Source organism: Brevundimonas sp. (assembly GCF_036677305.1).
In the GTDB taxonomy this organism is placed as follows: domain Bacteria; phylum Pseudomonadota; class Alphaproteobacteria; order Caulobacterales; family Caulobacteraceae; genus Brevundimonas.
Map to the genome: position 1 here is coordinate 1 of NZ_JAKFEB010000126.1, position 11,359 is coordinate 11,359.

Genomic DNA, 11,359 nt, shown 5'->3' on the forward strand with positions numbered 1-11,359 from the left:
GGCTCAAGGCGCCGCTGCTGATCAGCTCCATGACCGGCGGACCGGCGCGGGCCGAGGCGATCAACGCCCGGCTGGCCGAGGCGGCGCAGCATCTGGGCATCGGCCTGGCCGTCGGCTCGCAGCGGGCGGCGCTGGAGAGCGACGGGGCGCCGGGGCTGGACATGGCCCTGAGGCTCAAGGCGCCCGACACGCCGATCCTGGCCAATATCGGCGCGGCCCAGCTGACGCGGGGCTTCGGCGTCGACGAGGCGCGGCGGGTGCTGGACATGATCGCCGCCGACGCCCTGATCGTGCATCTGAACCCGCTGCAGGAGGCCTGCCAGCCCGAGGGCGACCGCGACTGGTGGGGCGTCGGCGCGGCGCTGGAGGCCCTGGTCAAGGCGCTGGACGCGCCGGTAGTGGTCAAGGAGACCGGGGCCGGCATGTCCGCGGCGACGGCGAAGCGGCTGCTGGCCATGGGCGTGGCGGCGGTCGATGTCGCCGGGGCCGGCGGCTCCAACTGGGCCACGGTCGAGGGCGAACGGTCGGAGGGGCAGGCGGACAAGGCCCATGCGGCCGCCTTCGCCGACTGGGGCATCCCCACGGCGCGCTCCATCGCCGAGGTCCGGGCGGCCTGCCCGAAGGCCCTGATCATCGGCTCGGGCGGGATCCGCGACGGAGTCGATGCCGCCAGGGCGATCCGGCTGGGGGCCGACATGGTCGGCCAGGCGGCGGGCGTGCTGAACGCCGCGACCATCTCGACCGAGGCCGTGGTCGAGCATTTCCAGACGGTGATCCGCCAGATGCGGACGGTCTGTTTCTGCACCGGCTCGGCCAACCTCACCGCCTTGCGCAAGGCGCCGCTTCAGGGCTGAGCGAAGGGGCGAGAGTCCCGTATTTCCCGCAAAAAATTCTGCGCAAATCTGCAGTCGCGGCTGACCCGGCCGTCGGGACGGAAGCCGGGCCTGACGAGGCGGCGCGGCGTGTGGCGGATGCTGTCAAAGACCCCGCCCGGCGGGCGTTGGAGCCATAGAGCACGTGTGTGCGTCAGAAACGGTCGCAGGCGTTCCGGGACCGCGCTGACCCCGTTTCGGGAGGGGCGGAAGTAGCGGATTCCGGGGGCGAGAGTAGCGGGTCGGGAGTAGCGAGAGTCTCCATCGCGCTTCCCCTCTTTCGTCATCCTCCGGCGAGCGGAGCGAGACCGGGGGACCCAGCGGCGCGCGTGAGCGCGAACCCGCCGGGAGCGCGGCTGAACAGGTCGCCTTCGGCGCCGCTGGGTCCCCCGGTCTGCGCCGCGAAGGCGCGGCTTGCCGGAGGATGACGAAAACTACGCCGACGGCAGCAGCTCCCCCGCAAAGGCCCGGTAGCGGCCCGCGCGGACGCCGTCCGTCGCCCGGGCGATGTCCGGCGCGAAATAGTGGTCGGAGCCGTAGGCGGCGGCCGCCTCGCGGACGATGGCCCAGACCTTTTCCAGCTGGGGCGAGGATTTGAGCGGGCGGTGGAATTCGAGCCCCTGGGCGGCGGCCAGCAGTTCGATGCCGATCACGGCGGCGGTGTTCTCGGCCATGTCGAGCAGGCGGCGGGCGCCGTGGGTGGCCATGGAGACGTGGTCTTCCTGGTTGGCCGAGGTCGGGACGGTGTCGATGCTGCAGGGGTGGGCCACCATCCGGTTCTCGGCGACGAGGGCGGCGGCGGTGACCTGGGCGATCATGAAGCCGGAGTTCAGCCCGCTTTCCTTGACGAGAAAGGCCGGCAGTTCGCTCATCTTCGGATCGACGAGGATGGAGGTGCGGCGCTCGGAGATGTTGCCGATCTCGCACAGGGCCATGGCGATCATGTCGGCGGCGAAGGCCACCGGCTCGGCGTGGAAATTGCCGCCCGAGATGACGTCGCCGTCGTCGATGAAGACCAGCGGATTGTCGGTGACGGCGTTGGCCTCAAGCTCCAGCGTGGCGGCGGCGTTGCGCAGCACGTCCAGCACGGCGCCCATGACCTGGGGCTGGCAGCGCAGGGAGTAGGGATCCTGAACCTTGTGGCAGTGCTCGCGGTGGCTGTCGCGGATGGCCGAGCCGCTCATCAGGCCGCGCAGGGCGGCGGCGACGGCGATCTGGCCGGGCTGGCCGCGCAGGGCGTGGATGCGGGGATCGAACGGGGCGTCGGAGCCCTTGAGCGCGTCGACGGACAGGGCGCCCGCGGCGATCCCGGCGGCGAAGACGGCCTCGGCGGCGAACAGGCCGGCGAGGGCCAGGGCGGTCGAGCACTGGGTGCCGTTGAGAAGGGCGAGGCCTTCCTTGGGACCCAGAACCAGCGGCTTGAGGCCGATGCGGGCCAGGGCGTCCTCGGCCGACAGGGTCTCGCCGTTGTGGCGGGCCTCGCCGACGCCGATCAGGACGCAGGACATATGGGCCAGAGGGGCCAGGTCGCCGGAGGCGCCGACCGATCCCTTGGAGGGGATGCAGGGCAGGACGTCGGCGTTGACCATGGCGATCAGGGCCTCGAGCGTCGCGCGGCGGATGCCGGAAGCGCCCTTCGACAGGCTGGCGATCTTGAGCACCATCAGCAGCCGGGTGACGCGGTCGTCGAGCAAGGCGCCGACGCCGCAGGCGTGGCTGAGGACGAGGTTCTTCTGGAGGGTTTCCAGATCGTCGGTGGCGATCGAGGTGTTGGCCAGCAGGCCGAAGCCCGTGTTGATGCCGTAGACGGTGCGGCCCTCGGCGAGGATGGCGGCGACCACGGCCGCGCCCTTGTCGACGGCGGCCCAGGCGGTCGGGGCGAGCGCGACGGTGCACGGACCGTGGAGGACGGCGCGCAGCTGGGCGAGGGTGAGGGGGGATGGGCCGATGGTGAGGGTCATGAAGTCGTTCCGAAGTCGAAAACAGTCGTCATCCCGGGGCGCTCGCAGAGCGAACCCGGGACCCAGGAGTGCGCCGCCGGCGTTCGGGGCGGCGTTGGAGGCATGGGCCTGAACTCCTGGGTCCCGGGTTCTTCGCTGTGCGAAGCCCCGGGATGACGGAGAAGGGCGTTCACGTCACGCCCGGCAGGTTGAGGCCGTTCTCGCGCGCGGCTTCTTTCGCGATCTCATAGCCGGCGTCGGCATGGCGCATGACGCCGGTGGCGGGGTCGTTCCAGAGGACGCGTTCGAGGCGTCTGGCGGCCTCGGGCGTGCCGTCGGCGACGATGACGACGCCCGAGTGCTGGCTGTAGCCCATGCCGACGCCGCCGCCGTGGTGCAGCGACACCCAGCTGGCGCCCGAGGCCGTGTTCAGCAGGGCGTTCAGCAGGGGCCAGTCGGAGACGGCGTCTGATCCGTCAATCATTGATTCCGTCTCGCGGTTCGGGCTGGCGACCGAGCCGGAGTCGAGGTGGTCGCGGCCGATGACGATCGGGCCGGAAAGCTCGCCCGAGGCGACCATGTCGTTGAACATCAGGCCCGCGCGGTGGCGGTCGCCGAGGCCGATCCAGCAGATGCGGGCGGGCAGGCCCTGGAAGGCGATGCGCTCGCCCGCCATGTCCAGCCAGCGGTGCAGGCCAGCGTTGTCGGGGAACAGCGTCTTCATCGCCGCGTCGGTCTTGCGGATATCGTCCGGATCGCCGGTCAGGCTGGCCCAGCGGAAGGGGCCGATCCCGCGGCAGAACAGGGGGCGGATGTAGGCGGGGACGAAGCCGGGGAAGTCGAAGGCGTTGGCGACGCCCTGATCGAAGGCCACCTGGCGGATGTTGTTGCCGTAGTCGGTGACCGGGACGCCCATCTTCTGGAAGTCCAGCATGGCCTGGACGTGGACCGCACAGGAGGCGGCGGCCGCCGCCTTCACGGCCTCGGGGTCGGAGAGGCGCCTGTCCTCCCACTCCGCCACGGTCCAGCCCTGCGGGAGGTAGCCGTTGACGAGGTCGTGGGCGCTGGTCTGGTCGGTGACCAGATCGGGGCGGACGCCGCGCTTCACCAGTTCAGGCAGAACATCAGCCGCATTGCCCAACAGGCCGACGGATATGGGTTTTCTGTCGACCTTCGCCTTTTCCAGCAGGGCCAGGGCCTCGTCGAGGGTCTCGGCCATGACGTCGAGATAGCGGGTCTTCAGGCGCATGTAGATGCGGCTCAGCTGGCATTCGACGGCGAGGCAGGAGGCGCCGGCCATGGTCGCGGCCAGGGGCTGGGCGCCGCCCATGCCGCCGAGGCCGGCGGTCAGGATCCATTTGCCCGACCAGTCGCCGCCATAGTGCTGGCGTCCGGCCTCCATGAAGGTCTCGTAGGTGCCCTGAACGATGCCCTGGGTGCCGATGTAGATCCACGAGCCGGCCGTCATCTGGCCGTACATCATGAGGCCCTTGCGATCGAGTTCGTTGAAATGCTCCCAGGTCGCCCATTTCGGCACCAGGTTGGAGTTGGCGATCAGGACGCGCGGGGCGTCGGCGTGGGTGCGGAAGACGCCGACCGGCTTGCCCGACTGGACCAGCAGGGTCTGGTCGGCCTCGAGCTCACGCAGCTCGTGGACGATGCGGTCGAACGACGGCCAGTCGCGCGCGGCCTTGCCGATGCCGCCGTAGACCACGAGATCCTCGGGCCGTTCGGCCACCTCGGGATCGAGGTTGTTCATCAGCATGCGCAGGGCGGCCTCGGCGGCCCAGGTCTTCGCCGTCATCTCCATGCCGCGGGGGCTGCGGATGACTCGGGTGTTCGGGGTCTGTTGAGTCGTCATGAGGCCTTCTAGCGCCTTCTCCCCTCGGGGGAGAATGTGGCTCGCGGAGCGAGACGGATGATGGGGCCGGTGGTCTCATGCTTATCGCCTGACAGTCTGCCTGTGCGACGAGCCCCCTCATCCGACCCTGACGGGCCACCCCTCGGCGGCGGCTCCGCCGCCTTCCTCGACCCCCGAGGGGAGAAGGGGTTATGTGGATGGATGACCGAATCCGAAGCCCTCTCCTGGCGCTCTGTCGCCGACCTTGTCGGAAACCACCCGGAGGCCCCCGTCGCCCTGATCGGCGCCGGGCTGAACGAGCGCTCGCTGACGCCGGGGCGGTGCGATCTGGGGCCGAAGGCGTTTCGCGCCGTTCTGCCGCGGTTTTCGACCTATGACGTCGAGACCGGCGGGGAGCTGTCGACGCGGGTGCATGACGCGGGCGACGTGGCGCTGAAGGGCGTGTCGCCGGCGGACGCCTTCGTCCCGGTGCGGGATGCGGCGGCGGGGCAGGCGCAGCGTGCGCTGATGGTTCTGGTCGGGGGCAACAACGCCGTCACCCGGCCGGGCGTGCATGCGCTGGGGCTGGACCGGGTCGGGGTGCTGACGCTGGACGCCCATTTCGACCTGCGCGACACGGACCAGGGCCTGACCAACGGCAATCCGATCCAGGCGCTGCTCGAGGACGGGCTGGACGGGCGGCGGATCAGCCAGGTCGGGCTGGCGCCCTTCGCCAATACGAAGCGGGCGCACGAGAAGGCGAAACGGGCGGGCATTTCGGTGCGGACGGCGCGGGAGTGCCGCGACGAAGGGCTGGCCGTCGTCGTCGGGCAGGAGCTGTGGCGGCTGTCGCAGCTGTGCGAGGTCATCTACGTGGATTTCGACATCGATGTGATCGACCGCAGCCAGTGGCCCGCCTCGCCGGGCGCGCGGCCGGGCGGGGTTTCGGCGCAGGACTTCTTCGACGCGACGCGGGTGATCGGGGCGCATCCGAAGGTGAAGGCGGTGGACCTGACCGAATACGATCCCTCGCTGGAGATCGGCGACCTCGGCTCGCTGACGGCGGGGCGGTGGTTCTGCGAGCTGCTGGCGGGGTTTGAGACGCGATGACTTTCAAACTCCGTGCATCCCTGCGAAGGCGGGGACCCAGTTCTGTCCAGCTTGACGCCGGTGTCTCCGGACAGCGATCGCGCCCAGCCTTGCAGGCTGCAACACCCAAAGCACTGGGTCCCCGCCTTCGCGGGGATGCACGGAAATGAAGGTCGACCGCCTCATCACCGATTGCCGCCTCGCGACCATGACCGAGGGCGGCGAGGCCTATGGCGCGATCGGGGACGGGGCGATCCTGATCCGCGAGGGGCGCATCGTATGGATCGGTTCGCGCGGCGCTCTGCCCGAACATACGGCGACTGAAACGGACCGGCTGGACGGGCGCTGGGTCACGCCGGGGCTGATCGACTGCCATACGCATCTGGTGTTCGGCGGCGACCGCTCGGGCGAGTTCGAGCAGCGGCTGAACGGCGCGACATACGAGGAGATCGCGCGGGCCGGGGGCGGCATCGTCTCGACCATGGCGGCGACGCGGGCGGCGTCGGAGGACGACCTGTACGCCAGCGCACGGGCGCGGCTGGCGGGGCTGAAGGCGACGGGCGTCACCACGGTCGAGATCAAGTCCGGCTACGGGCTGGACCGGGACAGCGAGCTGAAGATGCTGCGCGTGGCGCGGCGGATCGGGCGCGAGGCGGGGGTGCGGGTGCGGACCAGCTATCTGGGCCTGCACGCCGTGCCGCCGGAGCATCGGGCGGACCGGGCCGCCTATGTCGATCTGGCCATCGACGACATCCTGCCGACGGCCCATGCCGAGGGGCTGGTCGACGCCGTCGACGCCTATTGCGAGCCCATCGCCTTCACGGTCGAGGAGACGGCCCGGCTGTTCGACCGGGCGCGGGCGCTGGGCCTGCCGGTGAAGCTGCATGCGGACCAGCTGTCGGACGGCGGCGGGGCGGCGCTGGCGGGGCGGTATGGCGCGTTGTCGGCGGACCATGTCGAGCACACGACCGAGGCGGGGGTGCGGGCCATGGCCGAGGGCGGGGTGGTCGCGGTGCTGCTGCCCGGGGCCTATCTGATGCTGCGCGAGACGACCCCGCCGCCGATCGACCTGTTCCGGGCGCACGGGGTGGCGATGGCGGTGGCGACGGACTGCAATCCGGGCACCTCGCCGGTGGCCTCGATGACGGCGGCGATCACCCTGGCCTGCGTCCAGTTCCGGCTGACGCCCGAGGAGGCGCTGGCGGGGGCGACGCGGCATGCGGCGCGGGCGCTGGGGCTGTCGGACGAGATCGGCACGCTGGAGGCGGGCAAGGCGGCGGATCTGGCGGTGTGGGACATCACGCGGCCGGCCGAGCTGGCCTACTGGCTGGGCAAGCCGCTGCTGGAGCGGACCTATGTCGCGGGCGAGCGGCGGTAGTCGAATCCCTGTATGCTGCGGGCATGAGCCGACGCCCTGACGCCATCGAACGCCTGCTGATCGCCGCCCTGGTCGCGACGACCCTGCTGATGGGCGGGGCGACGGTGCTGCTGACCGCGAACCTGTTCGGTCAGGGCCTGTAGGCCACCTTGTCCGCAAGGGCGGGCCGGGGGCGTTCCAGCGGCGGCTCGGCCAGGGTCCCGATGTGGATGAAGCCCGCCACCCGCTCGCCGCCCGCCACGTCGAGGATGTCCTGCGCCTGCGGGTCGTAGCTGTACCAGTCGGTGATCCAGCTGGAGGCGTAGCCGAGGGCGTTGGCGGCGTGTTCGAGGTTCATGCAGACGGCGCCGGCGGACAGCTGCTGCTCCCACTCGGGCACCTTGTGGCCGGGGACGGGGGCCGAGATCACCATGATGGTCGCCGGCGGGGCGGTCAGCTTGGCCAGAACGGCCTTCGCCTTGTTCGGGTCGGGCTGGATGGCGGCCAGCGGGGTCAGGGCTTCGGCCAGTTCGGCGCGGGAGCGGGGGCCGAGGACCACGAGACGCCAGGGAAACAGCTTGCCGTGGTCGGGGCTGCGAAGGCCGAGCGTGAGGATGTCCTCGATCTCTTCCGGCGACGGGCCGGGCGCCGCGAGGACCTGGGCGGAGGCCGAGCGGCGGGTCGCCAGCCTGAGGCGCAGTTCGTCCGACGCGGTCGGGGCGGGCAGGGGATCGCCGAGGGCGAAGCGCGGCAGGGCGGGACGTGTCATGCCGCTCACATGGCGTCGGCGGGGCGAGAGGTCAAACCGCGAGCGCCGTTGCGGCAGGCGCGCGGCATCGCCATACGCACCCCATGACCGATTCCCGCACCGACTTCGACGCCGACCGCCCTCTGCCTGCCTGGGACGACGGAAGCGACCGGCCGCCGGCCTGGCGGGACCATGGCTCCAGCGTCCTGTTCGAAAGCCCCTGGCTGCGTCTGGTGCGGCACGATGCGACGGCGCCGACAGGCTTCAAGGCGGACTACGCCGTCATGCGGCCGCGCAATATGTCGGTCGGGGTGCTGCCCGTGCACGACGACGGCACCGTGACGCTGGTCGGACAGCAGCGCTTCGCCCTGATGAACTGGTCGTGGGAGATGCCCGAAGGCGGCGCGCCGTTCGACGAGGACCCGATCGAGGGCGCGCGCCGCGAACTGGCGGAAGAGGCGGGGCTGGAGGCGGCGCACTGGCTGCCCGCCTGCAAGGCCGAGATGAGCAACTCGATCACCGACGAGCGGGCCATGGCCTGGATCGCCTGGGGGCTGACGCCGGTTCCGGTCGCGCCCGATCCGACGGAGATCATCCGCGTCGTCCGCGTGCCGTTCGGCGACCTGCTGCGCGAGATCGGGACGGGGGCGATCCGGGACATGTTTACGCTGGCGACGGCGCTGAGGGCCTACCATATGGCGCGGGAAGGCGAACTGCCGCCCGAACTGGCGAAGGCCATGCTGGCGAGCGTATGATGTCCGCCATGGAGACTCCGATGCCCAAGCTGGAAGTCGTCGCCGGGCGCAACGAACCCTGGTCGCTGCTGCGCGCCGCGGCCGAGGAGACGATCCGCGCCGAGCCGCATCTGGCGTCGCAGCTGAACGCCGTGATCCTGTCGCACGACGACCTGGCCTCGGCCCTCAGCTTCCAGATCGCGCGCAAGCTGGGCGACGGCGAACTGGGGCCCATGTCGGTGCGGGAGATCTGCCGCGACGCCTTTGACGCCGATCCGAAGATCGTGGCCGCGGCCGAGGCCGACCTGCAGGCGGTCGCCGAGCGGGATCCGGCGATCAAGACGCTGTTGCAGCCGTTCCTCTACTTCAAGGGCTTCCAGGCGCTGCAGGCGCACCGGGTGGCGCACTGGCTGTGGAAGCAGGGACGCGAGGCGCTGGCCTTCCATTTCCAGAGCCGTATCTCGGAACTGTTCCAGGTCGACATCCATCCCGCCGCCCGCATGGGCTCGGGCCTGTTCCTCGATCACGGCACGGGCATCGTCATCGGCGAGACGGCGGTGGTGGGGGACGAGGTCTCCATGCTGCACGCCGTGACCCTGGGCGGAACGGGCGCCGACCGGGGCGACCGCCATCCCAAGATCGGCAAGGGCGTGCTGCTGGGGGCGGGGGCCAAGGTGCTGGGCAACATCACCGTCGGCGACTACGCCAAGGTGGCCTCGGGCTCGGTGGTGCTGAAGAACGTGCCCGCGGGATGCACCGTCGCCGGCGTGCCCGCGCGTCTGGTCAACTGCCCGACCGAGGCGACCCCGGCGCGGACGATGGATCATACGCTGGCCGACATCGTCTACGACTTCGTCATCTAGCCCCGCTCCTCCCCATGAATGGGGAGGAGATTTTCAGGCGAGGGTTTCCCTGCCGGGCGGGTTTCTCTAGGGTCCGCGGCTTCACGAGTGACCACCGAGGCCGACCATGAACACCGCCGACATGAAGCGCGTCGAGACGCACCTGAAGCGCACCTTCAACACGGGCGGCATCATCCTGAAGCCGCGCGGCAAGCCCAATGACTCGTGCGAGGTCTATGTCGGGGACGAATTCATCGGCGTCGTCTTCGAGGACGAGGACGAGGCCGGCAGCTTCATGTTCGAGATGGCGATCCTGGCGGAAGACCTGCCGCAGGACTGAGTTCTCCGGCCCAAATCTGAACGAGGGGGCCGGGCACGAAAAAGCGCCGGTGGAGCGATCCACCGGCGCTTCGTCGTTCAGGCGTCGCGATCTACTTCTTGCCGAAGATCGCGTCGAGCAGGCCGGACAGGAAGCCCTTGCTTTCGGCAGGCTTGGCGGCCGGCTTCGGAGCGGGAGCCGGAGCCGGAGCGGCGGCGACCGGCTTCGGCGCCGGCGCGGCGACGGGCTTCGGAGCAGCGGCCGGAGCGACGGCCGGTTTCGCGGCGGCGGGCTTAGGCGCAGTCGCGGGTTTGGAGGCGGCCTTCTTGGCGACCGGCTTCTTCGCGGCGGGCCTGGCGGCCGCCTTCGGAGCAGCCTTCTTCACAGCGGGCTTGGCGGCGGCTTTCGGCGCGGCCTTGGCGGCCGGCTTTTTCACCGCGGCCTTGGGCGCGGCGGCCTTGGCCGGGGCGACGGTCTTGACCGCAGGTTTGGCGGCGGCTTTCGGCGCGGCCTTCTTCACGGCGGGCTTCACAGCGGCCTTGGGCGCGGCGGCCTTGGCGGCGGGTTTCGCAGCGGCTTTCGGCGCAGCGCTCGACTTTGTCGCCGGTTTCGGCTTGGAAGCGGCGGCGGCCGGCTTCGGTTTCGCAGCCGTACTCGACTTGGATGGTGCTTTAGCCATGAATTCCCCGACCCCTCGGATTAGTTGGTTGATGCTGGCGCAGGAGAGCGCACCAGCGTGCGTCTCGATTCGATATGATAGCGGTGTTTGAGAAATGTCCGAGTCCGCAGTTCAAATAATCGCACGCGGTCCCCGCGACATCGCCGAAGCCGCCGCCGCATCGCTGGATTCCGATCCGCTGCTGGAAGGCGCGACCTATTCGATTCTCGAGGAAGACGAGGACAAGGGCATCTGGCGCATCGACGCCTTTCCCAATGACGCCGACGACGCAAAGGGCATCGAGGCGCGGCTGAAGGCGCACGACGGCCTGACGGTCGTGGTCGAGAAACTGGCCGACGCCGACTGGCTGGCCATGTCGCTGTCGGGCCTGCCGCCCGTGCGCGCCGGACGGTTCTTCGTCTACGGCGCCCACGATCAGGGCATCGTTCCGAAGAACACCGTGAACCTGAAGATCGACGCCGGCGCCGCCTTCGGCACCGGACACCACGGCACGACCGTCGGCTGCCTGATCGCCTTCGACGAACTGCTGAAGAAGGAACGGTTCGAGCGGGTGCTGGACGTCGGCTGCGGCACGGGCGTGCTGGCCATCGCCGCGGCCAAGACCGGATCGAAGGTCGCGGTCGGCACCGACATCGACCAGCCTTCGGTGCGCATCGCCAACGAGAACGCCAAGCTGAACCAGGCCAACGCCCGCTTTGTCCACGCCTTCGGCCTGAACGACCGCAAGGTGCGGGGGCAGGGGCCCTATGACCTGGTCTTCGCCAACATCCTGGCCCCGCCGCTGGTGAGCCTGTCGCAGGACATCAAGGAGGCGCTGAGCCTGGGCGGCGTGGCCATCCTGTCGGGCCTGCTGCGGACGCAGGAGCGGCGCGTGTCGGCGGCCTATCTGTCGCGCGGTTTCATCCTCGAACGGCGCATCCATCGCGACGCCTGGAGCGC

At 70.2% G+C, this 11,359-nt stretch carries 11 protein-coding genes; 7 read left to right on the top strand and 4 right to left on the bottom strand.

Features of this window, described 5'->3' with window-relative positions:
* A partial coding sequence (fni, locus tag V6M42_RS07425) for a type 2 isopentenyl-diphosphate Delta-isomerase (RefSeq protein ID WP_332678034.1) occupies positions 1-854 on the top strand: 854 nt, incomplete at its 5' end.
* 452 nt (positions 855-1,306) lie between these two features.
* On the opposite strand, the gene hutH is transcribed toward fni, so the two are convergent.
* Both hutH and hutU read right to left on the bottom strand, forming a co-directional pair.
* Complete coding sequence (hutH, locus tag V6M42_RS07430) at positions 1,307-2,833, bottom strand: histidine ammonia-lyase (protein ID WP_332678035.1); 1,527 nt, start codon at positions 2,831-2,833, stop codon at positions 1,307-1,309.
* Positions 2,834-3,002: 169 nt separating this feature from the next.
* Positions 3,003-4,673 (bottom strand): urocanate hydratase, encoded by a 1,671-nt coding sequence (gene hutU / locus V6M42_RS07435; RefSeq protein WP_332678036.1) that lies wholly within the window; start codon positions 4,671-4,673, stop codon positions 3,003-3,005.
* Positions 4,674-4,874: 201 nt separating this feature from the next.
* Between hutU and V6M42_RS07440 the strand changes: the two genes are divergently transcribed.
* Together V6M42_RS07440 and hutI are read left to right on the top strand one after the other, a co-directional pair.
* Complete coding sequence (locus V6M42_RS07440; protein WP_332678037.1) at positions 4,875-5,762, top strand: agmatinase family protein; 888 nt, start codon at positions 4,875-4,877, stop codon at positions 5,760-5,762.
* 145 nt (positions 5,763-5,907) lie between these two features.
* The gene (hutI, locus tag V6M42_RS07445) at positions 5,908-7,119 is read left to right on the top strand and encodes an imidazolonepropionase (protein WP_332678038.1); all 1,212 of its coding nucleotides are present in this window, start codon (positions 5,908-5,910) and stop codon (positions 7,117-7,119) included.
* Positions 7,120-7,249: 130 nt separating this feature from the next.
* Here the strand turns inward: hutI and V6M42_RS07450 are convergent, their stop codons facing one another.
* The gene (locus tag V6M42_RS07450) at positions 7,250-7,867 is read right to left on the bottom strand and encodes a nitroreductase family protein (protein WP_332678039.1); all 618 of its coding nucleotides are present in this window, start codon (positions 7,865-7,867) and stop codon (positions 7,250-7,252) included.
* Between the two features lie 83 nt (positions 7,868-7,950).
* Here V6M42_RS07450 and V6M42_RS07455 point away from each other — a divergent pair, with 83 nt between their 5' ends.
* The 3 genes from V6M42_RS07455 to V6M42_RS07465 all read left to right on the top strand — a co-directional run bounded on the left by V6M42_RS07455 (position 7,951) and on the right by V6M42_RS07465 (position 9,762).
* Entirely contained in the window at positions 7,951-8,601 is a 651-nt protein-coding gene (locus V6M42_RS07455; RefSeq protein ID WP_332678040.1) for an NUDIX hydrolase, read from the top strand.
* Between the two features lie 20 nt (positions 8,602-8,621).
* Positions 8,622-9,443: a serine O-acetyltransferase gene (gene cysE / locus V6M42_RS07460; RefSeq protein ID WP_332678041.1), complete on the top strand. Its 822-nt coding sequence runs from the start codon at positions 8,622-8,624 to the stop codon at positions 9,441-9,443.
* 106 nt (positions 9,444-9,549) lie between these two features.
* Positions 9,550-9,762, top strand: coding sequence for a DUF3126 family protein (locus tag V6M42_RS07465; RefSeq protein WP_055832479.1), 213 nt, complete (start codon positions 9,550-9,552; stop codon positions 9,760-9,762).
* A 91-nt stretch (positions 9,763-9,853) separates the two neighbouring features.
* On the opposite strand, the gene V6M42_RS07470 is transcribed toward V6M42_RS07465, so the two are convergent.
* The gene (locus V6M42_RS07470) at positions 9,854-10,420 is read right to left on the bottom strand and encodes a hypothetical protein (RefSeq protein WP_332678042.1); all 567 of its coding nucleotides are present in this window, start codon (positions 10,418-10,420) and stop codon (positions 9,854-9,856) included.
* 94 nt (positions 10,421-10,514) lie between these two features.
* On the opposite strand from V6M42_RS07470, the gene V6M42_RS07475 reads away from it, so the two are divergent.
* Positions 10,515-11,359 (top strand): 50S ribosomal protein L11 methyltransferase (locus V6M42_RS07475; RefSeq protein ID WP_332678043.1); only part of this gene is annotated, 845 nt, incomplete at its 3' end.

Excerpts from the sequence above, each read along its gene's own strand:
- hutH (WP_332678035.1), bottom strand. The coding sequence starts at position 2,833 with ATGACCCTCACCATCGGCCCATCCCCCCTCACCCTCGCCCAGCTGCGC.
- hutU (WP_332678036.1), bottom strand. The coding sequence starts at position 4,673 with ATGACGACTCAACAGACCCCGAACACCCGAGTCATCCGCAGCCCCCGC.
- V6M42_RS07440 (WP_332678037.1), top strand. The coding sequence starts at position 4,875 with ATGACCGAATCCGAAGCCCTCTCCTGGCGCTCTGTCGCCGACCTTGTC.
- hutI (WP_332678038.1), top strand. The coding sequence starts at position 5,908 with ATGAAGGTCGACCGCCTCATCACCGATTGCCGCCTCGCGACCATGACC.
- V6M42_RS07450 (WP_332678039.1), bottom strand. The coding sequence starts at position 7,867 with ATGACACGTCCCGCCCTGCCGCGCTTCGCCCTCGGCGATCCCCTGCCC.
- V6M42_RS07455 (WP_332678040.1), top strand. The coding sequence starts at position 7,951 with ATGACCGATTCCCGCACCGACTTCGACGCCGACCGCCCTCTGCCTGCC.
- cysE (WP_332678041.1), top strand. The coding sequence starts at position 8,622 with ATGCCCAAGCTGGAAGTCGTCGCCGGGCGCAACGAACCCTGGTCGCTG.
- V6M42_RS07465 (WP_055832479.1), top strand. The coding sequence starts at position 9,550 with ATGAACACCGCCGACATGAAGCGCGTCGAGACGCACCTGAAGCGCACC.
- V6M42_RS07470 (WP_332678042.1), bottom strand. The coding sequence starts at position 10,420 with ATGGCTAAAGCACCATCCAAGTCGAGTACGGCTGCGAAACCGAAGCCG.